The organism is Shimia sp. (genome assembly GCF_039969785.1).
GTDB lineage: Bacteria > Pseudomonadota > Alphaproteobacteria > Rhodobacterales > Rhodobacteraceae > Shimia.
This window is the reverse complement of record NZ_JBDVNC010000018.1, coordinates 154,617-179,080: the sequence shown is the minus strand read 5'-3', so window position 1 is coordinate 179,080 and position 24,464 is coordinate 154,617. Positions and strand designations below refer to the sequence as shown.

Here is a 24,464-nt window from a genome sequence, read left to right as displayed (position 1 = left end):
AGTCATCTCACGATAATTGGACCCAAAATAGAGACACTTATTTACTTTTCGCTGGGTACAATTTTGATGAGTTCAAAAATGGAATCAGAATTTCCGCTGGATTCGATTCAGCTTGAACGGGATCGGGGCCAAGCTCTGCATCTTCAGCTGCGTGACCAGCTTCGATTGCTCATTCACGAACAGCGGTTAGACCCCGGAGCAAAAGTGCCCGCCATTCGTGCCCTTGCGACGCAACTGGCGATTTCACGCAATACTGTTGTCAGCGCGTATGACCAGCTCATCGCCGAGGGCTATTTGGTCAGCCGGAGAGGATCGGGCTGTCGGGTCGCAAATACCAGGGGTTTTGCAAAAACGCCCCAAAGCGGCACAACTTCGACCGCGGGCCCGACGCTTTCCAGACACGGTACAACGCTGAGCCAGCAGCTGCTGTTGCAAAATACAACAGACGCATCCGTCTTTCATCCTGGGCTGCCTGAAACCGCGACTTTCCCGCATAAAACCTGGGGCGCCATTTTGAAACGTTTGTCGGCGCCGTCTCAGGAAAGCCTGCTCGGGTATCATTCAATCTCTGGTCATGCCGAACTGAAATCTACCCTTGCCTCTTATTTGACAGTTTCACGCGGGCTGAAATGCACACCTCAAAACATTGTACTGACCACAGGGGGACAAGCAGCGCTTGACCTGCTTGCCCGGCTGTTGATCGACAAGCGAGATACCGTCTGGATGGAGGACCCGGGCTTTATCGGCGCAAAAAACGCCTTCGCATGCGCAGGCGCATCACTTGTCAGCATGCCCGTTGATGAAAACGGCTGGAGCCTTCCTGCAGTTGCCAGCCCAAATCCAAAGTTGATCTACCTCACCCCCGCCTGTCAGCATCCGCTGGGCATCCCGATGCCATTGGATCAGCGGTTGCAAATGCTGACCGCTGCCAAGGACAAAAACGCGTGGATCATCGAGGATGACTATGACGGAGAATACAGCTTCTTTGGCGATCCTATTCCCGCTATGCAGGGTTTGGCCGATCATGCACCTGTGATTTACGTTGGAACCTTTTCAAAAGTGATGTTTCCGTCGCTGCGCATAGGCTACATTGTTGCGCCGCCGGATTTGGCAACAAAAATAGAAACCGCGCTTGGTGTGACCGGCCAACATCCGTCACTTGTGCTGCAATCTGCGCTCAATAAATTCATGCGCGAAGGGCATTTCTCGCGCCACCTCAAACGAATGCGCAAACTTTATTTCGAACGCAGAACAACCTTTTTGCACATGTTGGAACAAACTCTGGGAACCAAACTGACGGCCATTGATGGCAGAACAGGTATTCAGATCGCTTGTCTAGCCCAAGCGCCAATAGATGACACAAGCGCCTCGCAAGACGCAATTGGATCGGGGCTGAGCCTCGTTCCATTGTCAAAATACGGCGTGCATGCGCCTGCCGCGTCTGGATTTCTTTTGGGCTATGCCGCCATACCCGAAAATCTGCTTGCACCCTCGTTCGCCACGCTGCGCAAAATCCTCCAAAACCACTGATTGTTGATATTCAAAGCGGTCGGACGCCTGCAAAAAGAGCCACTCATTTGCTAACTCTTCATGACGATCACCACCGGTTGATCCAGACGCCATTGATGAGAGCTTTCCAACTGCTCTACATGGTTGACAGGGCAGGATATTTGGCTGATACAGCCGAAAGTAGAGCGGGCCGTTAGCTCAGCTGGATTAGAGCAGGGAACTTCTAATTCTCAGGTCGGGGGTTCGAGTCCTCCACGGCTCGCCAAATACATCCCCCACTAATCCGACGAACATGTGATTTGTTATGTCCCTCTCAAACCAAGACCATTTTGGCCCGGTTTTCCGAGTCCCATGCCTGCGTCTTTCAGCGCGACCATTCGACGGCCAAAGTGAAATCCCCCTCTTAGCCGCCGCGCCCTGCCCGCCGCTTATGTGCGGTACGGTTTACGGGCTGACGTATTACACGGGTTAAAACGGTCTGGGGTTCTGGCTGGCATGGGTGTGGATTTTGCGAATGCTCCACTCTACCGCGCCGCGCATGGCAGACCCAAGTGCGCCGTCAAACGCCGTGGCAATATCGATCATTTCATCGCTGGCAGAGACGCGAATTTTCTCAAATGAACTAGAACCCACTATGTGATCGGAATAGGCGTCCACGATTTTAATGTTCAGCCGAACCTCAGCCTGAAGCGCGCTCTCTTCATCCTCGCGATTGACCAAGGTTGCCTGAAATTCGCGAATGTCCGTGACAATCATATAATCCGGCCGCAGCCCAACGGTCGACCGCCCCACAGCTGCCACTCTGCCGCTGTTCTCAAAGCTCTCGATCAGCAAAGACTGCACAATCAAAGGCGCCCGATCGACCCAGCGCACACCCGGCAGGTACTGCACCTGCAGCGCGTTGGGCATCACGGCCACCTGATCTGTGTCCACCGCTGCCGTCGCCGTGGGCTCCTCAACCACAATCTGCTGGCGCAAGCGCGGCAAGGATGAATCAAACGTGCTTTTGGGGGTCAGCGAGTAAAGCTCGCTTGATTGAGCCGCCCGATTAAGCGAGCCAATCCCGGCGCAGGCACTCAGCAGCGAGATCGCCAGCAGGGACAGGAATAGTGAAAGCCATCTCATCGACGGAACTCCGAATTTTGTGTTCCCAAAAGGAAGCGCGCCGGATCACGCTGAACCCGGCTGGTAAGCCGATCCAGATTTGACACCAGCAACCTTGATTCCTCAATAAATCTCATGAATTGCGGCAACCCGGCCCGCATGAATTCCGAAACCTGCAAGCGGTTGTCCTGAACAATGCTGTCGATTGTGCCGACAAGGTTGGAGGCGGATTTCGAGGCCGCCAGCACCTCGTCCGACACCTGATTAAAGTCTGACGAAACGCCGGTGACAGTTGTGGTAAATGCGTCCACGGCCACCCGGATGTCAGCCACGATCACGTCCAGATCTTCGTCGATCACGGTGTTGACGCTGTCAAACGTTTGTTCGGCGGTGCCCAGTGTGCTTTCGGCGGAATCCATCGCCGAAGTGATGGCCGCCAGCGTTTCATTCGCGTTGTTGAATGCCTCGGTCGCCGCCACCAGCGCAACACCGCTTTCATCGGACAGGCTCTCAAAGTTTTGCGACGCAGTGCGCAGGTCTGCGCCCACCTGATCGACCACCCGGTTGGCTGTCGTCGTGGCCGTGCGTACGTCTTCCAACAGCCCCGGCAAGTCCTGCTGAACGCTCAGATTTATGGTCTCAACCGCCGCGCGCGCCTCCTGGGCGACAACACGAGCGTCTTTGATCAGCTCAGCACCATCGCCGCGCACCAGCTCTCCAACGCTGTCGGAAGTTGCTTCCAGCGAATTCATCATCTGGTCGGTTTCGGTCAGCGCGGTCTCAAACGATGCCAGCGTGGCCTTGGCCTCGACCAGCCGCGCCGTGGCCTCGGCCAGCATATCCTTGCCCCCGGCAGAGAGCGCCTGCGCCTCACGATTGACCGTCGCCAGCGTGGCTTTGGTCTGATCGATCAACCCCGGCAATTGATCCTGCGTCAAAACCCGCGCCGATGCCAACGTCTCGGTGGCCTCATTGGCCAGCGGTTTGATATCGCCTTCGATCACAACCCCTGCGGTGTCAGACGTTTTGCGCACGGATTCAAGCGTGGCCGTGGCCGCAACCGTGGCCTCTTCAAACGCGGTGATCGCGGTTTCCGCCTGTTGCACGCGGGCCTGCACCTCTGCGCCGACCTCTTCGTAACGCGCCATAAACGACGACGCATCTGTGCCAACCGAGGCCACCTGCTGTTCCAACACTTGCGCCGTTTCCTGCACTTGTGACAGCAACGCAGGCATGCGCTGCTCAATCAATTCCTGCGCAGTCTGAAAGGCCGAGATCACCGAAGGCTCCAGCGTCGTGATCATCGAATCCAATGTGCTTGCCGCATCCGCGCCGCGCGCGATGAACTCTTTCAATTCGCCCTGCATCAACCCGTCCGCCGTCACAAAGGCAGATGACGCGTTTTCAACCGTTCCGCGCACCGTCACCAGCGTTTCAGTGGCTTCGCTCAACGTTACTTCGGCCGTATCCGACAACTGCCCCAAACGCCCGGTAAACCCGGCAATGGTTGTCGCCGCATCGCCAAGCTCTGTGGACAGGGTTTCGAAATCCTCCAGCGCACGGTCCAACCGGCCCGAAGCCGAAGACAGGTTGCCCAGCAAATCAGAAACAGCCTGACGGTTGTCTTCGTTGACCACCTTTTGCACGTCTTCCAACAGCACAATCGCCTTTTCCAACAGCTCTGGCGCGCCTTCAAATATCGACTCCAACGCGCTGGGTTTACTGGGGATTACGCTGTTCTTTGGCAGTGGTAAGGCATCCGGCGAACCACCGGACAGGGCCACAAAACTGACCCCGGTGATGCCGCTTGAGTTCAGCTGCGCAATGGTGTCATCCGTGACCGGCGTGCGCGCGTCCAGCTCCATACGCACCCGTACCTTGGAAGGATCGTCCTGATCCAGTTTCAGGTCCACAACCGTGCCCACCGGCAAGCCATTATAGCGCACACCACCTGCCGCGCTCAGCCCCGAAACGTTTTCAAACAGCACATCGTAATAGGTGTACTGGCGTTCCACATCGATCTTGGCCAGCCACAGCAAGAACCCGAAAGCCCCGATAATCCCGGCCAGAGTAAAGGCGCCGATCAGCGCATAGTTTGCACGTGTTTCCATCCGCCTACCCTTTACCCAATCCCTTGACCTGCGCCGCGCGGGCACGTGGTCCGGTGAAGTATTCCTGAACCCACGGATGATCGACATCGGTCATCATCTCAATGGGTCCGTCGACCAAAACGCGCTTTTCAGCCAGCACGGCAATCCTGTCGCAAATCGCATACAGGCTGTCCAGATCATGCGTGACCATGAACACCGTCAATCCCAGTGACCGCTGCAATTCCCCAATCAGATCGTCATAGGCCGCCGCACCAACCGGGTCGAGCCCGGCTGTGGGTTCGTCCAGAAATACAATCTCGGGGTCCATCGCCAAAGCCCGCGCAAGTGCTGCGCGTTTGCGCATGCCGCCCGACAATTCCGAAGGGAACTTGCCACAGGCCAACGGTGGCAATCCGGCAAGGCTGATCTTCAATTCACCGAGTGCCTTCATCAGCCCGTGGCTCATCTTGAGATGTTCGCGCATCGGTGCCATCACGTTTTGCAGAACCGTCAGCGATGAAAACAGCGCCCCGTCCTGAAACGCCACGCCCCAGCGTTGTTCAACGCTTTTGCGGTCTTGCTCGGACCCGTTCAACACATCCACGCCCAGCACCTCGATGCTGCCTGCGGCGGGTTTGTTCAGCCCGACAATTGTACGCAGCATCACCGACTTGCCGGTGCCTGATCCGCCAACCACACCCAGCACTTCGCCGCGCCACACATCCATGTCCAGATTGTCGTGCACAACCTGTGTGCCAAACTGATTGCGCAGCCCGCGTACCTTGATCACCGCCTCGCGCTGATCATCTACCGGGGCAGATTGTGGTTGCATGACACCGTCCATCAGACCCCCATCTGCGCAAAAAACACGGAAAACAGCGCGTCGATGGCAATGACACAGAAAATCGCCTGCACCACAGACGATGTTGTGCGCTGCCCGACGCTGGCGGCTGATCCCTGAACCTGAAACGCCTGCCAACAGGCGATCACACCAATCACCAGCGCGAAAAACGGCGCTTTGATCATACCGACCAGCAAATGCCAGATGCCAATCGTGTCCTGCAGCCGGGTCACAAACATGCCCGGGCTGACACCCAGCTCGATCCAGCTCATCAACGCGCCGCCAAACAGCCCTGCCATATTCGCGACAAACCCCAAAAGCGGCAGCATGATCAAAAGCGCCAGAACACGCGGCAACACCAGCACGTCAATCGGGTCCAGCCCCAGAGTGCGCATGGCGTCGATTTCTTCCTGCACTTTCATCGAGCCAACCGAAGCCGTGAACGCCGACCCGGACCGGCCCGCGACAATGATCGCGGTCAGCAGAATACCCAGCTCGCGCAGGATCGAGATCGCGATCAGTTCGACCACAAAAACCTCGGCGCCAAATTGCTGCAGCTGGGTTGCCCCCTGAAAGGCCAGAACCACCCCGATCAGGAACCCCATCAGCGCCACAATCGGCACCGCCTTGAACCCGGCATCGTCCATGTGGCTGACCACAGATGCCCAGCGCAAAGTCCACGGACGAAACACCGCGCGCGTCAGCGCCGCCAGCGTCAGCCCGAAAAAGCTCATGATTGACACGCCACTGATCCAACAGCGTTCAACGCCCTTACCAAAGTTTTCCAGCCACGCCCGAAACCCGCGTTCGGGTTCTTCCTGTCCATGTTCGTGCGGGATCGCCTGATTGACCGCGTCGATCAGGGTCAGAATTTGCGGCGCGGCATTGACCAGCTCGGCTTTGACGCCTTCGGTCTCAAGGCGCTTTATCAGGTCGGAAATCATCCAGGCACCGCCTGTGTCCACGATTTCGACCTGTGCCATATCGATCTGCAAAACGCCTTGCGCCGCTTTGACATCCGCAAACGCCTTTTCCACGGTCCCCAACGATTGCGTGAGAAACCGTCCAGCCAGATGCAGGACGGCTCCGTTACCGGAACCTTCCATTTTGAGGGTAGGCGCAGACATGCGCTGATCAAAGATCAATTGAGAGGGGGACTGCAACCTAAAAAACGAGCTCGGCGCATTACAAATGCCTGTACGACGCCAAACCGGCACATGTTTTGCGATTCACTCGGCGCGCGCGCCCCATTCGCGCAACCGCAGCGCTGCATTTGCGCCGATTTCACGAAACGGGCGCGGCGCAAGCGGCGTCGGTGCTGCCTGATTCCCGAAATAATCCGTGATATCCGAAACATGACCACAAGCCATTTCCGCCGCGCCAATTCCGGTCAGCGTTCCACGCGCGGTGCCAAGCCCATTCTGCACACAGCCCGAATAAATCCCGGTCTCGACCTCTTGCATCACCGACACGTTGTTCTGGCTCAAACACACTTGCCCGGCCCAGACATGTTCCATATCGATCCCGGCAAGCTGAGGGAAACGCTGATCAAATTTGCGCTGTATTACCTTTGTGGCACGGTTCAGGTCCGACGGCTTAGCTTCCAACCCCGGCCGCAAAACCGCGCAGGTCTGGGTCACGATCCGCTGCCCACCCTGCCCCGCATCAATGCGCCGGATCGTGGTGCCCATCGGCTCTGCCGGTGTGATCCCCCAGCGCGGCCGCCCCCCCAGCCGGGTCAGCTCATCAGGGCTCAGCTCTGGTGTCATGGCAGCAAACAGGACCATCTGCTTCAATCGGTTGCGGGCAAAGCCAAAGCTCTCCAGATGGCCATTCACACTCAGGATCACACGCCCGATCTCAACCGACCCTTTCGGTGTATTAATACGCCAGGACAACCCTTGCTTCCTGAAACTCAGAACCGGAGAGTTTTCATAAATCTCAACATCTTCGCGCTGCAATCCGGCCGCCAGCCCACGGATATATCCAGCGGGCTGCAGCATCACGGTGCCCGGCGTATACAGCCCCGAAAGGTAATGATCGCTGCCCGTCAGCTCGCGCATATGCGCCGCGTCCAACATCTCATACGGCTCGCCCAACCCGTCTAAATGGGCCGCATAGCTTTCGTTATGCGCCTGCGATTTCGGCCCGGCCGCGCCAATGACCTTGCCCGCCGGATCAAAGAAATCCGGCGCGATGTCATAGGCCTGAACCGCCGCGTGCCCAAACGCCTGCGCCTGTCGGTTCAACGCAATCAGTGTTGGATCATCGCCGGTCCCGATATGGTCCCGCGCGGTCAGCGTGTGGGGCAGATCCATCATGAACCCCGAATTGCGCCCCGACGCCCCCGCAGCAACGCGCCCCGCCTCCAGCACAACGATGCGCGCATGCGGATGCAGCTGTCGCAAACGCCTTGCTGCGGATAGACCGGAAAACCCGGCCCCGATCACAACAAACTCTGCCATTTTGTCGGTTTCCAGCCGCTCTGGTTCGGGTTGCGGCCCCAGGATCACGTTCCACGCCGCCGGTCCGGTTTGCCGGGGCAGTCGGCGGATCACGTCACCCGTCACGCGTTTACCCCGCAATCACGCCCGGCCCAAACCACTCTGTTCAGATGCTCATACAGCCATACGCGCCGCCGTTTCGCATCATCCGTCATGTGGCTTCCCTTTACCAGGTGTCAGGCAGGAAACGCTGACCTGCTCTAAAAATTGTACTGATAAACAAAGCGGCTTGTACACCGGAATTCCAGCCCAACAAACATATCTGCCCGCATGAGTTCTAGATTTTTTGGGCCAGCAACACGCTGTGTTTGTTGCAATCCGGGTCCTGCGCCAGAAACCCGGTCATCAGCATGCCGTGGTCTTCTAACAACCGGGCATATTCCGCCGGGGACAGGCTGGAATGATAAACAACTGCATTGCCGACACGGCCCGTGACTTCGCCGTCGCTGTGCCCCACCGTGACCAGCAAATGCCCGCCCGGCGCCAGGTGTTGCCCCAGCACCGGCAAACAGGCCCGCTGCTCATCTCGGGTCAGGTGGAAAAAGCTGTTCCACGCGACGATCCCGTCAAACTGTTCACCCAAATCCAACGCGCGCATATCACCCTGTCGCCAATCCCGCTCCGGCCAACGCCCGCGTGCGATGGTCAGCATCGCCTCGGCAATATCAACGCCGGTATAGTGAAACCCTTCGCCAATCAGCCAGCTGGCAATCGGTTCACCCGCGCCACAGCCCAGATCAAGCACCCGCGCGCCGCGCGGTAACCCGTCCGAGAACCGGGTCAGCCAGCGCGCCTCAAACAACTTACGACTGCGCTCGCGGTCAAATTGCTCTGCCTGTTCCTCGTAAATGTCATGCGTGCGCGCGGCCAGTTCCGGCTGTGGGGGTTTGGTCATGCCTGGCTCCCTTGATTTGTGTCACCCGGCTGTCCTGCCGCCATCCACAAGCATCGTTGAACTCATGGCCCACGCCGCACGTTCGGGAGCGTGCCACGATGGCTATCCGGTCTAAACTGATCGGATAGCCACCCTCATGCAAGCCTGCAATCGCGCTTAGTGATTGTCGCGCGCGATGCCTTTGGTCTTGGCGATACGCTGATATTTGACCGCCGGTTTCAGCACCATGCCCTTGTCGAACTGATCCACGATACCACGCTGAATTTCCTGCCACGGTGTCTGGTGTTCGGGATAGGCAAACCCACCCGCTTCGACCAGCGCCGCACGCCGCGCGTCCAACACCGCGTCATCCACCTGTATGTCCGCCCGACCCGAATTCAGATCAATGCGCACCATGTCCCCGGTTTCCAACAGCGCCAGTCCCCCCATCGCCGCGGCCTCAGGCGCCGCGTTCAGGATCGACGGGCTGCCGGACGTACCGGACTGGCGACCGTCCCCGATGCAAGGCAATTCGTTGATCCCGCGTTTCAACAGGCTGGCCGGGGGCTGCATATTGACCACTTCGGCACCGCCAGGATAACCGATTGGCCCCGCGCCCCGGATCACCAGAATACAAGACTCGTCGATCCCCAGCGCATCGTCTTCGATGCGATCATGATAATCCTCTGGCCCGTCAAATACGATGGCACGCCCTTCAAACGCCTCGGGGTCATCGGGATTGGACAAATAGCGCGCCCGAAATTCCGGCGAAATCACCGAGGTTTTCATGATCGCGCTGTCAAACAGGTTGCCACGCAGGTTGATGAACCCGGCGGCGTCTTTCATCGGGGCGCCAAACGGTTTGATCACGTCCGCATTGCTGACCGACGCGTTGGCATATATCTCGCCCATGCTCTGGCCGCTCACGGTGATTGCACCGGGATGCGGCAGCGCGTCATTGGCCAGCAGTTCCGACATCACACCGGGTACGCCGCCAGCCTGATGGAAATCCTCACCCAGATAGTCGCCAGCGGGCTGCACATTGCACAACAGCGGAATTTGATGCCCGACATTTTGCCAGTCGTCATTGGTCAGCTCGATATCCAGATGCGCCGCGATGGCATTCAGATGGATTGGCGCATTGGTGCTGCCCCCGATGGCCGAATTGGCAACAATGGCGTTTTCAAACGCGGCGCGGGTCATCACGTCGCTGGGTTTGAGGTCTTCGTGCACCATTGCAACGATGCGCTTGCCGGTTTCATAAGAAATCTGGCCCCGTTCGCGGTAAGGCGCCGGAATCGCGGCGCTGCCGGGCAATTGCATGCCCAGCGCTTCGGCCAGCGAATTCATCGTGCTGGCGGTGCCCATGGTGTTGCAATAGCCCACCGAGGGCGCCGACGCCGTGGCCACATCCATGAACCCGTCATAGTCAATGTCGCCCGCCGCAAGCTCTTTGCGCGCCTGCCATATAGCCGTGCCCGACCCGGCACGTTTGCCCTTGTGCCAGCCATTCAGCATCGGCCCAACCGACAGCGCAATAGCCGGAATATCAACCGTAGCGGCGGCCATCAACAAGGCGGGCGTGGTCTTGTCACAGCCAATGGTCAAAACGACCCCGTCAATCGGATAGCCATACAGGCTCTCAACCAACCCCAGATAGGCAAGATTGCGGTCCAGCGCCGCCGTTGGCCGCTTGCCGGTTTCCTGAATGGGATGCACCGGGAACTCAAAACAAATCCCGCCCGACGCGACAATCCCATCGCGCACCCTCTTGGCCAGCTCGATATGATGCCGATTGCACGGGCTCAAGTCAGACCCGGTCTGGGCGATGCCAATGATCGGCTTGCCCGATTGCAGTTCCTCGCGGGTGATGCCGAAATTCAGATACCGCTCAATATAAAGCGCGGTCATCGCCGGGTTGTCAGGATTGTCGAACCATTGTTGTGAACGCAGTTTCATGTCTGTCTTCCCAGATTAAAGAGCCACGACGGTCTGGGTCTGTTCGCCCAATCCATCAATGCCAAGGCGCACAGTGTCGCCGATTTTCAGGAACTTTTGTGGCGTCATGCCCATGCCAACACCCGGAGGTGTGCCCGTGCAAATCAGATCGCCAGGCTCAAGCTGCATAAATTCGCTCAGGTAGCTGACGATGGTCGCACAATCAAAGACCATCGTGGCGGTGTTACCTGTCTGCATACGTTCGCCATTCACATCCAGCCACATACCCAACGCCTGTGGATCACCCAACGCGTCACCTGTCACCAGACACGGACCAGTGGGGCAGAAGTTGGGAAAGCTCTTGCCCTTGGCCCATTGCCCGCCGCGTTCCAGCTGCCAGCTACGCTCGGACACATCATTGACCAGCGTGTACCCCAGAATGTGATCCGGCGCCTGATCTTTGGTGATGTTCAGGGCTTTCTTGCCAATCACAATGCCTAGCTCAACTTCCCAGTCCAGCTTGGTCATCTTCGGGCTGTACAACAGATTGTCATTGGCGCCACAAAACGTACCGGTGGATTTGTTGAACAGGATCGGTTCATCCGGTACCGGCATTCCGGCTTCGGCGGCGTGATCGGAATAGTTTAGACCGATGCAATAAATATTAAACGGTTGCGCCACGGGCGGGGCCAGCCGTTTGCCCTCGATATCGGCCACTGGCAGGCTGGCCGGGTCCGCCGCCTTCAGCGCCGCGATGGTTTCAGGGGTCAGCGTACGCGGCCCAAAGTCGCTTACAATCGCGGACGCGTCCCGCGCCACCCCGTCGCCATCGACAATGCAAGGGATTTTCGAACCGTAGCGATCGCCATAACGCATGAGCTTCATGAATGTGTTCCTTTGGTTGCGCGCCCCATCCGTGCAATGCTGCAGACGACGTTTTCACGCCCTCTTTGTGCATCGGCCTCAGTACGGGTGTCATTAAATCTGGCTGCATATGACCATGTGCCCGGTCCGGGGAAAAGCCGATTTTTGCTGAAAATGTCGCGTTGACCGGGAACCGGGCGATTTGCAGGGCAATTCACACGACCAACGGCGACACATCCAATCAAGGCCGTATACAAGTCACAATCTCGCCTTATTCCCCTGTTCTGCTGATCCTGAACAATGGGAGAGCACCAGAATGGCCTTGATCCTGATCTTTGTCGGAAGCTTTATCGGAATTGTCGTCGCGACAATCCAAGTGCTGTTTCAGGACGCCACGATCCTTCATGGCATCCTGACCTATATGACCTTCTCCCTTGGGTTTCCGTTTTTGTCAGGTCTGATGATCTGGGGCCTGAACGGCCTGCGCGGCTCGGACACAGAGCAAACCGAGATGGGTTTTTACAAGGCCTGAGTTACACCTGATCGTTCTCTTCAAACCGTTGTGCCAGCAGCGCGTCCACGCGCAGTTCTTCGGCAATCTTCATTTGCGCCCAGGTGGCCAGCAATCGGTTGATCCGTTCCTGATAGCCTTTACCCATCGCGCGATAAAATCTGGCCACAGACCGATCCACATACAGCGTGATCTTTTCCTTGGGCTCGTCCACATCCACATCCTGTTCCAGCGTGTGCCACGCTTCGGGCACGTCCTCTCGCATTGCGGCTGACAGCCACATTTCGGAATTCAGGTAAATCAGGTTGCGGGTGAGACGGTCGCGGGCAATGCGCCGGGTCTTGCTCAGGGGTCGGTTTGTCATGGCAAATCTCCTTTGCCACAACATTGCGCCGATGGGTTTAAGACCGTCTTAGACAAGCGTTCGGGCACGCTGACGCAATACCGACGTGTTACCGACGGCCTGCCGATCCGTCTTTTTGGCCCTTAAGCCTCTTGTTCGGGCGGCACCGGGCGCGGTGTTCCGTTGCTGTGGATCGCCACATAAGTGAACGTCGCTTCGGTCACTTTTTCCCGTTTCCCATGCCGGTTGCGCAAGGCCCATGCCTCAAGCCCGATGGCCATCGAGGTGCGCCCGACACGGTCCACCCTAGCATAGATGCACAAGACATCCCCCACATGCACAGGACGAATGAATTTCATCGCATCCACCGCAACCGTGGCCACGCGCCCACGTGCCCGTGTGCCCGCCACAATCCCGCTGGCGATGTCCATCTGGCTCAGCACCCAGCCGCCAAAGATGTCGCCGTTTACATTCACATCTGCAGGCATCGCCAATGTGCGCAGCGTCAGCTCGCCCTTGGGCGTCACAGTTTCGTTCATCCTCAATCCCCTTTCGGACCAGTCCTCGCCCCTTCACCATAGGGTGCTGGCAAACGCATGGAAAGTTGCTAGAACCGCTGTGTTGTAATCGAGGCCTTGTCCAGTGTTTGACATCATCGTGATTGGCGCCGGCCCGGCCGGGAGCGCCGCCGCCACCTGCGCCGCCCGTCAGGGGCACAAGGTTGCCTTGCTGGACAAGGCAAAGTTTCCGCGTAACAAGCTGTGCGGCGGGCTGTTCACTGAACGCAGCCGAACTTATTACACCGAGATATTCGGGCAGGAATTTGATCTGTCACACGCCGTGACCCGGACCGATTTCGCGTTTTGGCATCAGGGGCGCGAACTGGCCGTGTTGCGCGACGTGCCGCCCCTGCATCTGACCATGCGGCTGGATCTGGACGCCCGATTGTTTCAGCACGCACTCCACGCCGGGGCGCAGGATTTCACCGGACGCCCGATTGCGCAAATCACTGATAATTCCGTTATTTTTCGGGATGGCGAAACGCTTACAGCGGCGATCTTGATCGGCGCAGACGGGGTGAATTCCATCATCGCCCGTCACCTGTTCGGCAGTCCTTTTGACAAAAACACAATTGGGTTCGGCCTTGAAATCGAAGCGCCAAATGGCGGGCGACCCGACGGGAACCAACCGCTGCGTATCGACCTTGGGGCTGCAAACTGGGGGTATGGCTGGTCGTTCCCCAAATGCCAGAGCACGACGATTGGCATTGGCGGGCTACACGCGGAAAACCCCGATATGAAGGCCCGGTTTTCTGCCTATCTGAGCACGCTTGGGATCGATGCAGAACAGGTCAGGGTCAAGGGGCACTATCTGCCCTTCGGAGCGTTTCGCAAGACACCTGGGCGAGGTCACATTCTGCTGGCCGGAGACGCCGCCGGTCTGGTTGATCCGATCACCGGCGAGGGCATCGCCTTTGCCATGAAAAGCGGCCAGCTGGCGGCACAGGCGGCGTGCGATGCGCTGAAATCAGACCAGCCGGACATGGCGATCACTCGCTATCAAAGCGCGCTGACCGACCTGCACCGCAACCTCAGGATTGCGCGCCGGTTGCGCCGCATTATCTTTGCGCCACGCTGGCAAAAGATCTTTGTCACCACCTTTCGCCGGTCAGGCACCGTGCGACTGCAATACATGCGTTTGCTGGCTGGCGAGATTGAATATCCAGAGCTGGCGCGCAGCGTGCTGGCGCGCCTGCCGCATTACATTCTGAATATATTCAGACGCTCGCCTTAACCCAGGAAACAATGGCGGATGACGGCATCGCACCAGACTGACGTGCACGTTCTTTTCCATTCGAAAATGCGGCCATCGTCGGAATGCCCCGGATACGGAATTTCGCACCGGCATTGGGATGATCTTCGGTGTTCAGCTTGACCAGTCGCGCCTGTGGTTTCAGATCAGATGCTGCGGCCTGAAACTGCGGTGCCATCTGACGACAGGGCCCGCACCATGGTGCCCAGAAATCCACCACGATGGGCACATCATCCGTGCGCGCCGCTTTTTCCAGCGTCGCCAAATCCACCTCGGGCACGCCGCCAGTCATCAGCCCGGTGCCGCATGTTCCGCATTTCGGTTCGGCCATCAGCTTGTCAAACGGCACCCGGTTGACCTGACCACATTTAAAACAGGTAAGTTTCTTGCCGCTCATGCCACGCTCCGATACGTCAAATTGCGTTTGCAGTGGATATAAGGACTTCACTGCCCATTGGAAGACCGTGCCAGCATTGTTGGAAGCAAAACAGGCAACAGCAGCAAACGGCCCAGATGGCAGCCTGCAACAAACCCCGCATCCGCCCCCAAAAGGGCACCCATCGCAATCATGGTCTCCAGCCCACCCGGCGCAAATGCGACCACCACATGTGACACGGGGACTATCAAAAACCACGCCACCGGAATCGCAAAAGCCGCTGACAACAGCAGCGTCACGCTGGTTGAGGTGAACGCTGCAAAAAAGGTCTGTCGCAATTGTGTCAGGGTAATCCCGGAAAACCGCGTACCGATCAGTGTGCCAATCACCACCAATCCGGCCAGCCCAAGCAACGGATGCACGCCGCCCGGTGTCAGCTCTAGCAGATGCGCCAGCGCAGACACCAGCATGCCACCAATCAGAAAATGCGCGGGCACCTTGAACCGTTTCAGCACCGGACCAAATACTGCGCCCGCGGCAACCAAAGCGGCAAATGCGCCCCAGCTCATCAGCACGGGCGCAATTGGCAGGGCCGTGCTCATTTCAGCGCCAACAGCGGTCAGCGCGAACGGGACAACCACACTCATCACCAGAACGCGGATGGTCTGGATCACCACAATGCGCGTTGCGTCGGCCTCATAAGACACGCTCAGCGCCACCACAAAACTCAGATGTCCGGGCGATGACGCAAGCAATGCGGCGCGACGGTCAAATCCAAAAAACCGCGACAACAGCGCGCGATTGACCAGCAGGATCACGACCAAAGAAACGGCCAGCGCCAGAAACGCCAGAGGCCAGCGCAGGATGGCTTCGCGCGCTTGTGCGTTCAGCCCTGCTCCGATGCTGATCCCGACCAAAAGAAAAGCCGCATCTCGCAGCGGTACAACCACGCGCAAGGGCGCCCCGGCCAAAACCAGCACGCTGACCAACAACGCAGGGCCGGTCAGCTGAAACAACGGCAACCCAACGGCCCACCCCAGCGCCGCGCCAAGCCCGCCCGCCATCAGCGTCAGGACCGTCACAACAACCGCATTTTCGCTTGTGAACTTTCTCATATTACGCCGCTATCACATTCCGGGTGGTTAACAAAGCAAAGGGCGAATTGCGTCGTCTCAATCCGCCGTGCGCATCACATCGCCGAATTTGTTGGGGTATTGAAAGTTGCATAATCTCATAGCCCTTAAAACAAGGAAAAACAGGAATTTGTGCGTCAATGTTCCCAGTTTCGACAAATGGAGGTTGCCAGAGGTGCGTGTCATGTTTGAAATGGGCGAGAGAAATTCGAAACAGCACTAAGCTTTTAGAATATAAGAATTTGTAGCAGACTAGGCGTTCCTAGTGGAAATCCAGCGATAAGGGAGAAGCGCGTGCGATACGTCGTGAAAGGTTTATTGATTTGTGGCGGCACCATAGCTTTTGTGGCCGTTGCCGCATGGCTGGTTCTGTCGTCATCCTTATTTTCCCCAATGAGGACCACATTCGTTGAAAATCTGATCTCGAAGAAACTTGGTCAAGATGTTGTTATTGAAGATGAACTGCGCATCGGCATCGGTCGAAAGCTGAAGATTACGGCAGCTGGTCTTGTGCTCCCCGGCACCTCTGTTTCTGACAAAGATCTCGCAAAAATCGACACGCTGGGCTTTGACGTCGCTACAAAAGACCTTTGGAATGGCAAGCTCTCATTAAGCAATCTTTCTGTGGCGGGCGTTCACGTCAATCTGCTGACCACCGAGGATGGCACAACCACGTGGCAGTCTTTGGCCAAACCAGAAACTGACGCCGACAAGCCTGCCAAATCCTCAAACAACGCACTTGCTGACATTCTGGCAGATCGCAAAATTGCGCTGACGGACATTTCCGTCCTGTACCAAAGCGCTCAGAACGGGCTGGATCTGGACCTGCAGCTTTCTGATCTGGAACTGGCGCGCGCCAGCGCAACAGAAGATGCAACTGTGACCGGCTCCGGATCTTTGAATGGCGAAACGTTTGAGCTAAAGGGCACCTTCCCCGCAAAAGACCCGTTTCAGGTAACAGCTGATTTCGAACAGATATCCATTGCCGCCAGTCAGGTTCCGCAAGACACGGGGCTGGAAGTCAAAGCAAGCGTCGATATTGCCGAACTTGGACAGCTTTTGGATGTGGCAAAGCTGAACCGCGTGCTGGAAGGGAAAGGCACCGTGGGCGCAACGTTCAAGGCCAAGGACAACGTCGCCCGCATTGATGACCTTGATGTTCAGGTCGAACTGTCCACCGGGCAAAGCCTTGTTGTGACAGGACAAATAGGAGAGCTCGGCAACCCCGAAGACGTCTCGTTGACCACCCGGATCAGGCTATACCCGGAAGACAATGAACCCGCACCGGCGGAAACGCGTAAAAACCTCAAGCTCATTGCGGTTGATATGGTCATCGACAGCGTGCCGGGAAAAATCCCGCAGCGTGAAATGGTTATCAAAACCAACGGCTTTACCCTGGACACGTCCGGCGAAGGCCCACCCCCGATTAAGTTTTCCGGGCTTTCCAGAACATCGGACGGTGCGCTACGGGTTGGGAATGTTAACTTGCGGATCGGCGTTCCGTCAGACCCTTTTGTGATCCTGGACGCCTCTGTTGAGGACGCGTTACAACTGCAAGGTATCGCCGCAGAGGGCGTGCTGGATATTCAGGCCAGTAGCCTGATCTCGTCAGAGCATCTGGGCACAGATGATCAGCTTGGCAAGTTTTCCGGTGATTTTCATCTGAATGGCGACATCAATCAACTTGAACTCAGCAATCTGGATGCCAAGACCAGCGAAACCGACATCTGGAATCTCGAAGTCCACGGAACCGTCAAAAACGTGCTAAAGTTCGAGGATATCGATCTGGGTATTGACGTCGATGTCCCCTCCGGAGCCGCGCTGTTGCAGGCATTGTCACTGGAACCGGTGGATACCGGCCACGCCAACCTTGCCATCACTCTGGTCAGCCAGGGCACCGATTGGAGCACGGGTGTTGATGTTTCCGTCGCAGAGTCGGTTCTGAAAATCTCTGCCAGTCTGGATGACGCCACAACCAAACCTGTTTTGAAAGGAACGATCGAAAGCGATCTCATCAATATTGATGAAATTCGCAGCATCGTATTGGCTGCTGGTGAGCTGAGAAAGCTGGGCAATGCAGGCACGACCGAAGGGCCCGTCGAAAAGACAGACGCGTCAGACGCATCCGATGACGCGGACGCAACCGACGCGCCCGAAGACACCGGCGCGCTTCGCGACGTGACGCTCAAACCCATTGGGCGCTCTGTTCTTTTGTCAGGTCTGAACATGGATATCGGCATTGACCTGCGCCACATCGAAGGCGCCAAAGGCATCAGCAGCCTGAAAAGCGGGCTGACGCTGGATGAAAACGATCTGAAGGCCGGACCTCTGGTGTTTGAATATGGTGGCGGCAATTTCGACGTGAACGGCCATATGGATCTTTCTGACGAAGCGCACCTGTTCACGATTTCCGGCAAGGCCGGGGGATGGCGGTTGGACGATATCCTGCACCACCTGAATTTCAAAAAGGGCGCGAGCGGCACAATTTACGCCGACTTCAATCTCACCGGTGGCACGGAATCAGTGAAGCACTTTGCCAGCACTATGAATGGCAATGCGACCGTGTCCCTGCGCAAGGGATCCATTGAAACCCAACTGCTGGATCTGGCGGGTCTTGGGGTATTGCCCTGGCTGTTTTCCAAGGATAAACAAAAGGTCGCACCAATCGTTTGTTTGCACGCGCCAATCAGCATTTCCAACGGAAGCGTCTCAACAAAGCAGACCACATTGGAAACCGATCAGGTGCAGATTGTCGTCTTTGGTGGGGCGGACCTGAAAAACAAAGTTGTGGACCTTAATCTGCAACCCCGCAAGATTGGCAAACCGCTCTCGCGCAGCCCTTGGCCGATCACTCTAAAGGGCCCGCTCGCTGATCCTAAAATCAAGGTAAAAGATGGTCCAAAGCGGTTGAAGCGTAAAGATGGCAAGGACAAAATGCCCGCCGAGCGCAAACTTTGCGTCCCTGATATTCTGCAACTGCAGTGACGGCGATCAGCGTCTGAACGCCGCAATCCAAACCTTGGAACAAGCTAAGGGCCGGAGGTTTCCCCCCGGCCCTTTCCGCACTCCCCGCGGTTAAAACCCTTAGTTCAGGGCTTTATCTGTGATCGCATGTGTCCATGCGCCTTCTGGTTTTTTGGTGATCACCGGATCAGACCCGCCCGACATCAGGCTGTCTACTGTGCGGTCGAAATCCGCCGGATCCAGCGCGCCGTTTGACCCTGCCGTCAGCTTGGCAATCTCACCCATCATACGTTTTTGATGCTTTTCGGTTTGTGCACCCGATGCGTCGTTGTCCAGTACGATCATCGCCGCGTCATCCGGGTTCTCTTCGGCCCATTTCCAACCCTTCATAGAGGCCCGCACAAAGCGCACCATTTTGTCTTCAAAGGCCGGGTCGCTCAGGTTGTCTTCCAGCACATACATGCCGTCTTCCAACGTCGCCACACCCTGATCTTCGTATTTGAAAACCACCAGATCGTCCGGGGTCAGACCCGCATCGATGATCTGCCAGTATTCGTTATACGTCATGGTCGACACACACGCGGCCTGCCCCTGAAGGATCGGATCAACGTTAAAGCCTTGCTTGAGAACGGTCACGCCGCCATCTGAACCATCTGTGGCCAGACCCAGTTTACTCATCCAGCTCAGGAACGGATATTCGTTGCCATAGAACCAGACACCCAGCGTTTTGCCGGCGAAATCGGTGGGTGCCGTCACACCGGCATCCTTGCGGCAGGTCAGCATCATACCCGAGCTTTTGAACGGCTGCGCGATATTGACCAGCGCAAGGCCTTTTTCACGGCTGGCCAGCGCGGATGGCATCCAGTCCAGCACCACGTCTGCGCCACCACCGGCAATCACCTGCGCCGGGGCGATGTCAGGGCCGCCGGGTTTGATGGTCACGTTCAGACCTTCTTCGTCATAAAAGCCCTGATCCTGCGCCACATAATATCCAGCAAACTGAGCTTGTGTGACCCATTTCAGCTGAAGCGTGACATCATCCGCTGCTTGCACCATCGAGGCTGCCAGCCCCATTGCTGCTGCGGTGATCGTTGTCATCATTGTTTTCATTGTCTTATTCTCCTTGTTGAACTTTTCTGTTTATTATTTTTGCTCAGCCCCTTTGGGACGGGTGCCAGAATGTGACCGCTTTTTCCAAAAGCGCGACCCCGCCATAAAACGCAGACCCAACGATTGCCGCAACGACAATCTCGGCCCAGACCATATCAAGCGCCAGCCGCCCGACCTCGGTCGAAATACGAAACCCCATGCCTTTGATCGGCGAGCCAAAGAATTCGGCCACAATGGCACCAATCAGCGCCAGTGTTGTCGAAATTTTCAACCCGTTGAAGATAAAGGGCATGGCCGCAGGCAGACGAAGTTTCAGCAATGTCTGCCAGTAGCCGGACGCATAAGTGCGCATCAGGTCGCGCTGCATCGCGTCCGTGGCCTGCAATCCCTGCACGGTGTTCACCAGCATTGGAAAGAACACCATGACCACCACAACCGCTGCCTTGGATTGCCAGTCAAAGCCGAACCACATCACCAGAATGGGCGCCATACCGATAATAGGCAGCGCCGCCACAAAATTGCCCACCGGCAACAGGCCGCGCTGCAAGAACGGGAACCGGTCAATCACAACCGCCGTCAAAAACGCCGAACCACATCCCATAACATAGCCGCTGAGCGCGCCCTTGATGGCGGTCTGCACAAAGTCCTGCCACAGAATTGGCAGCGACGTGCCAAAGCGAAGTAAGATAGATGAGGGTGGCGGCAACAACACCGGGTTGATCTCGAACCCACGCACAACGCATTCCCAGATCAGCACCAGCGTCAGCCCAAAGATCACCGGCACCGCCAGCGCAGTGAAACGGGTCCGCGGTTGACCTGCCAGCCAGACATTCAATGCCCAACCGGCACCCCAGATCACAAGCCCTGCAATAAGCCAGCCCATCACGCCATCCCCATCCGTTTAAGAACAACCCGCTGGATCACGCCGATCAGCCCCACCAAAGACGCCGCCAGCGCCGCTGCGGTGATCAACGCGCTCCAGATCTGGATCGTCTGACCGTAATAGCTCCCTGCCAGCAACCGCGCGCCCAGGCCAGCGACAGCTCCAGTGGGCAATTCCCCCACGATAGCCCCCACCAACGAGGCCGCCATGGCCACCTTAAGCGAGGTAAACAGATACGGCATCGACGAAGGCAGGCGCAGCTTTCGGAACTCTTGCCCGCCGCTGGCATTCCACGTCTTCATCTGGTCCAACTGCATGTGATCGGGGCTTCGCAACCCTTTGACCATGCCAACAACAACCGGGAAAAACGACAAATACATCGAGATCACAGCCTTGGGCAGCAATCCCGAAATCCCGATGGCGTTCAACACCACGATGATCATCGGTGCAATCGCCAGAATAGGAATGGTCTGGGACGCAATCACCCACGGCATCACGCTCATATCCATAGTCCGGTTATAGACAATCCCCACGGCCAGCGCGATGCCCAGCGCCGTGCCCATGGCAAATCCAAGCAATGTCGAACTCAACGTAATCCAGCTGTGATAAATCAGCGACCGTTTCGAAAACGCCCGCCCCTTAACCACCATTTCGCCGGTGGTCTTCCAAATCTCGCGCCCTACCTGATGTGGTGCAGGCAGTTTGGGTTTTTCCTGGCTCAATGTGTCAGCGATTAACTCGGACGTGGTCAGTTCGACCTCGGCCCGCTTGGCCTTGTCATAGGCCCATGCAGAATTCAGCGCCACAGCCCCGGCGTACCACAACACAAAGATGGCGATCACAACGGTGATAATTGGGCCAAGCCGAAACCAAAACGCGCTCATGCCGACCACTCCATGCGCAATTCGTGCAACACATTGGGCGGTTCAGGTGCGTGGCGTGACACTTTGACAAAACCTTCACGACGGTAAAACTTTTGCGCCGCCTCATTGGGTTCATGGGTGCGTAACCAGATCGCGTCACGGCCTTGTTTGACCCGGTCCATCAGCGCCTTGCCCACGCCGTTTCCGGGTCTGGCGCAGTACAAACCGCTCACCTGAAGCGTTTCGGGATTGAATGACAAATACCCCTCGACGGGCTTGCCAGCGACCCAGATTTCGCGGGAACCGAATACATCCCGGATTGAGGCTTCGATCCCGGCCCTATCCAGCACAGACACCATCCAGGGTGTTGCGTTTTCCCAGTCACACACCACTTGCAGCATCGCCGGGATGTCGTCGGGCACGGCACGTCTGATCAACAGCTCAGTCATCAGCATGCCCCGCGCGCAGCCCATCCCGTACCCGATGCGCGATCTCGATAAACTCAGGACTGTCGCGGATATCCAAAGGGCGTTCGCGCGACAATGTGCTTTCGATCACATCCGTGATCCGCCCCGGACGCGGTGACATCACTACAATCCGCGTCGACAGGTACACCGCCTCGGGGATCGAATGGGTCACAAAGCCAATGGTCTTGTTGGTGCGCGCCCAAAGGTCCAGAACCTGTTCATTTAGATGGTCGCGCACAATTTCATCCAGCGCACCAAACGGCTCATCCATCAAAAGAATGTCCGCATGGAACGCCAGTGCACGCGCAATCGAAGCCCGCTGCTGCATGCCACCCGACAGCTGCCATGGGAATTTCTTCTCAAACCCGTCCAGATGCACCAGTTCCAGAACTTCGGCCACCCGCTGATCCTGCGTCGCCTTATCAGCGCCCATGATTTCCAGCGGCAGGCGGATATTGCCGCCAATTGTGCGCCAGGGGTAAAGCCCCGCATGCTGAAACACATAGCCATAAGCCCGCGCTTTGCGTGCTTCTTCGGGGCTGACGCCATTCACCGTGATCTCGCCTGCCGTTGGCGTTTCCAGATCGGCCATGACCCGCAAAAACGTGGTCTTGCCACAACCCGAAGGGCCGATAAAGCTGACAAAATCGCCCTTGTTGATGTCCAGAGTAACGTCCTTGAGCGCATGCACAGGGCCGTCATTTGTCTCAAAGGTCAGGCTCAGATTTTTCGCTGATATGACAGGGGCTTCGCTCATTCTGATCTCGTCTCTATTTCATCCGCGTGGATGGTCTGACCTGCGATTTTGTTGATCACGTCCTGCTACACCCCAGTCACTGGTATACCGGTGCGCTCCACCGGGCGCGGCGCGGTCAGCTCTTTCCAGCTGCTCAACGCCTTGTTTACAGATGTGTTGGCTTCACGCGATACAAACTGGCCGTGGCCTTCCTGTGTCTGGATCACACCGTCATTCACAGCCACCTGCCCGCGTGTCAGCGTATAGCGCGGCAGGCCTTTGACCTGCTTGCCCTCAAACACGTTGTAATCGATCGCCGATTGCTGAGATCCGGCTGTGATGGTCTTGGTCTTTGCCGGGTCCCACACCACAAGGTCCGCATCCGCCCCCACCAGAACCGCGCCCTTTTTCGGGTAGCAGTTCAGGATTTTGGCGATATTGGTCGAGGTCACGGCCACAAATTCGTTTGGCGTCAGCCGCCCGGTTTCCACCCCATGCGTCCATAACATCGGCATCCGATCCTCAAGCCCGCCAGTGCCGTTGGGGATCTTCGAGAAATCGCCGACTCCAGTGCGTTTCTGTTCGGTGGTAAAAGCACAATGGTCCGTCGCCACAACTGACAATGAGCCCGACTGTAACCCGGCCCAAAGACTGTCCTGATGTTTTTTGTTGCGGAAAGGTGGTGACATCACCCGACGGGCGGCATGGTCCCAGTCTTTATTGAAATATTCGCTCTCATCCAGCGTCAGATGCTGGATCAGCGGTTCACCCCATACCCGCTTGCCCTGTTGCTTGGCCCGCCGAATGGCCTCGTGGGCCTCTTCACAGGATGTATGCACCACATAAAGCGGCACCCCGGCCATATCGGCAATCATAATCGCGCGATTGGTCGCCTCACCCTCAACCTGACTGGGCCGCGAATACGCATGCGCCTCGGGTCCATTGTTTCCCTCAGCCAACAGTTTCGCGGTCATCTCTGCCACCACGTCGCCATTCTCGGCATGCACCATGGCAATCCCGCCCAGCTCTGACAGACGGTTGAACGAGGCAAACAGCTCGTCATCGTTCACCATCAGCGCACCCTTATAGGCAAGGAAATGCTTGAACGTGTTGATCCCGCGCTGCTGAACGACAGTTTTCATATCGTTGAAAATCTGTTCGCCCCACCACGTGACCGCCATATGAAAAGAATAGTCACAGTTGGCGCGGGTCGATTTGTTGTCCCAGCGCCTGATCGCATCCAGCAAGCTCTCGCCCTGATTGGGCAGGCAGAAATCCACCACCATCGTAGTGCCCCCGGCCAAACCGGCGCGTGTACCGCTCTCGAAATCGTCGCTGGAATAGGTGCCCATAAACGGCATTTCCAAATGCACATGTGGATCAATCCCACCCGGCATCACGTAACAGCCGGTCGCGTCCAGCTCCTTATCGCCCTTCAGGTCCAGCCCGATCTGCGCGATCACGCCCCCCTCTACCAGCACATCCGCCTTATAGGTCAGATCCGCCGTGACAATTGTTCCGTTTCTGATCACCGTGGACATT

22 protein-coding genes and 1 tRNA gene are annotated in these 24,464 nt (G+C 57.2%); 5 read left to right on the top strand and 18 right to left on the bottom strand.

What is annotated here, in order from left to right; all coding sequences use genetic code 11:
- The first annotated feature begins 78 nt into the window (after window positions 1-78).
- Both ABJI08_RS10280 and ABJI08_RS10275 read left to right on the top strand, forming a co-directional pair.
- The gene (locus ABJI08_RS10280) at window positions 79-1,530 is read left to right on the top strand and encodes a PLP-dependent aminotransferase family protein (RefSeq protein WP_348401745.1); all 1,452 of its coding nucleotides are present in this window, start codon (window positions 79-81) and stop codon (window positions 1,528-1,530) included.
- Window positions 1,531-1,696: 166 nt separating this feature from the next.
- A tRNA-Arg gene (locus ABJI08_RS10275) sits at window positions 1,697-1,774 on the top strand.
- A 203-nt stretch (window positions 1,775-1,977) separates the two neighbouring features.
- Here the strand turns inward: ABJI08_RS10275 and ABJI08_RS10270 are convergent.
- From ABJI08_RS10270 to ABJI08_RS10235, 8 genes are all read right to left on the bottom strand, one after another.
- Complete coding sequence (locus ABJI08_RS10270) at window positions 1,978-2,634, bottom strand: ABC-type transport auxiliary lipoprotein family protein (RefSeq protein WP_348401744.1); 657 nt, start codon at window positions 2,632-2,634, stop codon at window positions 1,978-1,980.
- Complete coding sequence (locus ABJI08_RS10265) at window positions 2,631-4,724, bottom strand: MlaD family protein (protein WP_348401743.1); 2,094 nt, start codon at window positions 4,722-4,724, stop codon at window positions 2,631-2,633. Before ABJI08_RS10265 ends, ABJI08_RS10270 begins: the two co-directional genes overlap by 4 nt.
- Before the next feature lie 4 nt (window positions 4,725-4,728).
- Window positions 4,729-5,535 (bottom strand): ATP-binding cassette domain-containing protein, encoded by an 807-nt coding sequence (locus ABJI08_RS10260; RefSeq protein ID WP_348401742.1) that lies wholly within the window; start codon window positions 5,533-5,535, stop codon window positions 4,729-4,731.
- Between the two features lie 11 nt (window positions 5,536-5,546).
- Complete coding sequence (locus tag ABJI08_RS10255) at window positions 5,547-6,671, bottom strand: MlaE family lipid ABC transporter permease subunit (protein ID WP_348401741.1); 1,125 nt, start codon at window positions 6,669-6,671, stop codon at window positions 5,547-5,549.
- A 102-nt stretch (window positions 6,672-6,773) separates the two neighbouring features.
- The gene (locus tag ABJI08_RS10250; protein WP_348401740.1) at window positions 6,774-8,129 is read right to left on the bottom strand and encodes an FAD-binding oxidoreductase; all 1,356 of its coding nucleotides are present in this window, start codon (window positions 8,127-8,129) and stop codon (window positions 6,774-6,776) included.
- Window positions 8,130-8,325: 196 nt separating this feature from the next.
- Window positions 8,326-8,943, bottom strand: a complete 618-nt coding sequence (locus ABJI08_RS10245) for a class I SAM-dependent methyltransferase (protein WP_348401739.1) — start codon at window positions 8,941-8,943, stop codon at window positions 8,326-8,328.
- Between the two features lie 156 nt (window positions 8,944-9,099).
- Window positions 9,100-10,881: an IlvD/Edd family dehydratase gene (locus ABJI08_RS10240; protein ID WP_348401738.1), complete on the bottom strand. Its 1,782-nt coding sequence runs from the start codon at window positions 10,879-10,881 to the stop codon at window positions 9,100-9,102.
- A 15-nt stretch (window positions 10,882-10,896) separates the two neighbouring features.
- Entirely contained in the window at window positions 10,897-11,745 is an 849-nt protein-coding gene (locus tag ABJI08_RS10235) for a fumarylacetoacetate hydrolase family protein (RefSeq protein ID WP_348401737.1), read from the bottom strand.
- A gap of 295 nt (window positions 11,746-12,040) precedes the next feature.
- Between ABJI08_RS10235 and ABJI08_RS10230 the strand changes: the two genes are divergently transcribed.
- On the top strand, window positions 12,041-12,256 hold the full coding sequence (locus ABJI08_RS10230; RefSeq protein WP_348401736.1) for a hypothetical protein: 216 nt from the start codon (window positions 12,041-12,043) through the stop codon (window positions 12,254-12,256).
- Between the two features lies 1 nt (window position 12,257).
- Here ABJI08_RS10230 and ABJI08_RS10225 read toward each other — a convergent pair whose 3' ends face one another.
- Together ABJI08_RS10225 and ABJI08_RS10220 are read right to left on the bottom strand one after the other, a co-directional pair.
- Window positions 12,258-12,599, bottom strand: a complete 342-nt coding sequence (locus tag ABJI08_RS10225; RefSeq protein WP_348401735.1) for a BrnA antitoxin family protein — start codon at window positions 12,597-12,599, stop codon at window positions 12,258-12,260.
- A gap of 122 nt (window positions 12,600-12,721) precedes the next feature.
- A complete protein-coding gene (locus ABJI08_RS10220) occupies window positions 12,722-13,117 on the bottom strand; it encodes an acyl-CoA thioesterase (protein ID WP_348401734.1) in 396 nt (131 codons plus the stop codon).
- A gap of 103 nt (window positions 13,118-13,220) precedes the next feature.
- Between ABJI08_RS10220 and ABJI08_RS10215 the strand changes: the two genes are divergently transcribed.
- Window positions 13,221-14,372, top strand: a complete 1,152-nt coding sequence (locus tag ABJI08_RS10215) for a geranylgeranyl reductase family protein (RefSeq protein WP_348401733.1) — start codon at window positions 13,221-13,223, stop codon at window positions 14,370-14,372.
- On the opposite strand, the gene trxC is transcribed toward ABJI08_RS10215, so the two are convergent.
- Window positions 14,356-14,787 (bottom strand): thioredoxin TrxC, encoded by a 432-nt coding sequence (gene trxC, locus ABJI08_RS10210; RefSeq protein WP_348401732.1) that lies wholly within the window; start codon window positions 14,785-14,787, stop codon window positions 14,356-14,358. The genes ABJI08_RS10215 and trxC overlap by 17 nt on opposite strands.
- 47 nt (window positions 14,788-14,834) lie before the next feature.
- Window positions 14,835-15,881: an AbrB family transcriptional regulator gene (locus tag ABJI08_RS10205; protein WP_348401731.1), complete on the bottom strand. Its 1,047-nt coding sequence runs from the start codon at window positions 15,879-15,881 to the stop codon at window positions 14,835-14,837.
- Between the two features lie 312 nt (window positions 15,882-16,193).
- On the opposite strand from ABJI08_RS10205, the gene ABJI08_RS10200 reads away from it, so the two are divergent.
- The gene (locus ABJI08_RS10200; protein ID WP_348401730.1) at window positions 16,194-18,884 is read left to right on the top strand and encodes an AsmA-like C-terminal region-containing protein; all 2,691 of its coding nucleotides are present in this window, start codon (window positions 16,194-16,196) and stop codon (window positions 18,882-18,884) included.
- Window positions 18,885-18,983: 99 nt separating this feature from the next.
- Here the strand turns inward: ABJI08_RS10200 and ABJI08_RS10195 are convergent, their stop codons facing one another.
- The 6 genes from ABJI08_RS10195 to hydA form a co-directional block, all read right to left on the bottom strand.
- The gene (locus ABJI08_RS10195) at window positions 18,984-19,973 is read right to left on the bottom strand and encodes an ABC transporter substrate-binding protein (protein WP_348401729.1); all 990 of its coding nucleotides are present in this window, start codon (window positions 19,971-19,973) and stop codon (window positions 18,984-18,986) included.
- A gap of 43 nt (window positions 19,974-20,016) precedes the next feature.
- The gene (locus ABJI08_RS10190; protein ID WP_348401728.1) at window positions 20,017-20,856 is read right to left on the bottom strand and encodes an ABC transporter permease; all 840 of its coding nucleotides are present in this window, start codon (window positions 20,854-20,856) and stop codon (window positions 20,017-20,019) included.
- Window positions 20,856-21,740, bottom strand: a complete 885-nt coding sequence (locus tag ABJI08_RS10185) for an ABC transporter permease (protein ID WP_348401727.1) — start codon at window positions 21,738-21,740, stop codon at window positions 20,856-20,858. Before ABJI08_RS10185 ends, ABJI08_RS10190 begins: the two co-directional genes overlap by 1 nt.
- On the bottom strand, window positions 21,737-22,168 hold the full coding sequence (locus ABJI08_RS10180; protein ID WP_348401726.1) for a GNAT family N-acetyltransferase: 432 nt from the start codon (window positions 22,166-22,168) through the stop codon (window positions 21,737-21,739). The genes ABJI08_RS10185 and ABJI08_RS10180 overlap by 4 nt, the downstream gene beginning before the upstream one ends.
- Window positions 22,161-22,943, bottom strand: a complete 783-nt coding sequence (locus ABJI08_RS10175) for an ABC transporter ATP-binding protein (RefSeq protein ID WP_348401725.1) — start codon at window positions 22,941-22,943, stop codon at window positions 22,161-22,163. Before ABJI08_RS10175 ends, ABJI08_RS10180 begins: the two co-directional genes overlap by 8 nt.
- A gap of 65 nt (window positions 22,944-23,008) precedes the next feature.
- On the bottom strand, window positions 23,009-24,463 hold the full coding sequence (gene hydA / locus ABJI08_RS10170; RefSeq protein WP_348401724.1) for a dihydropyrimidinase: 1,455 nt from the start codon (window positions 24,461-24,463) through the stop codon (window positions 23,009-23,011).
- Between the last annotated feature and the right edge of the window lies 1 nt (window position 24,464).

Coding starts and splice junctions, on each gene's coding strand:
- ABJI08_RS10280 (WP_348401745.1), top strand. CDS start 79: ATGGAATCAGAATTTCCGCTGGATTCGATTCAGCTTGAACGGGATCGG.
- ABJI08_RS10270 (WP_348401744.1), bottom strand. CDS start 2,634: ATGAGATGGCTTTCACTATTCCTGTCCCTGCTGGCGATCTCGCTGCTG.
- ABJI08_RS10265 (WP_348401743.1), bottom strand. CDS start 4,724: ATGGAAACACGTGCAAACTATGCGCTGATCGGCGCCTTTACTCTGGCC.
- ABJI08_RS10260 (WP_348401742.1), bottom strand. CDS start 5,535: ATGCAACCACAATCTGCCCCGGTAGATGATCAGCGCGAGGCGGTGATC.
- ABJI08_RS10255 (WP_348401741.1), bottom strand. CDS start 6,671: ATGTCTGCGCCTACCCTCAAAATGGAAGGTTCCGGTAACGGAGCCGTC.
- ABJI08_RS10245 (WP_348401739.1), bottom strand. CDS start 8,943: ATGACCAAACCCCCACAGCCGGAACTGGCCGCGCGCACGCATGACATT.
- ABJI08_RS10240 (WP_348401738.1), bottom strand. CDS start 10,881: ATGAAACTGCGTTCACAACAATGGTTCGACAATCCTGACAACCCGGCG.
- ABJI08_RS10235 (WP_348401737.1), bottom strand. CDS start 11,745: ATGAAGCTCATGCGTTATGGCGATCGCTACGGTTCGAAAATCCCTTGC.
- ABJI08_RS10230 (WP_348401736.1), top strand. CDS start 12,041: ATGGCCTTGATCCTGATCTTTGTCGGAAGCTTTATCGGAATTGTCGTC.
- ABJI08_RS10225 (WP_348401735.1), bottom strand. CDS start 12,599: ATGACAAACCGACCCCTGAGCAAGACCCGGCGCATTGCCCGCGACCGT.
- ABJI08_RS10220 (WP_348401734.1), bottom strand. CDS start 13,117: ATGAACGAAACTGTGACGCCCAAGGGCGAGCTGACGCTGCGCACATTG.
- trxC (WP_348401732.1), bottom strand. CDS start 14,787: ATGAGCGGCAAGAAACTTACCTGTTTTAAATGTGGTCAGGTCAACCGG.
- ABJI08_RS10205 (WP_348401731.1), bottom strand. CDS start 15,881: ATGAGAAAGTTCACAAGCGAAAATGCGGTTGTTGTGACGGTCCTGACG.
- ABJI08_RS10195 (WP_348401729.1), bottom strand. CDS start 19,973: ATGAAAACAATGATGACAACGATCACCGCAGCAGCAATGGGGCTGGCA.
- ABJI08_RS10190 (WP_348401728.1), bottom strand. CDS start 20,856: ATGGGCTGGCTTATTGCAGGGCTTGTGATCTGGGGTGCCGGTTGGGCA.
- ABJI08_RS10185 (WP_348401727.1), bottom strand. CDS start 21,740: ATGAGCGCGTTTTGGTTTCGGCTTGGCCCAATTATCACCGTTGTGATC.
- ABJI08_RS10180 (WP_348401726.1), bottom strand. CDS start 22,168: ATGACTGAGCTGTTGATCAGACGTGCCGTGCCCGACGACATCCCGGCG.
- ABJI08_RS10175 (WP_348401725.1), bottom strand. CDS start 22,943: ATGAGCGAAGCCCCTGTCATATCAGCGAAAAATCTGAGCCTGACCTTT.
- hydA (WP_348401724.1), bottom strand. CDS start 24,463: ATGTCCACGGTGATCAGAAACGGAACAATTGTCACGGCGGATCTGACC.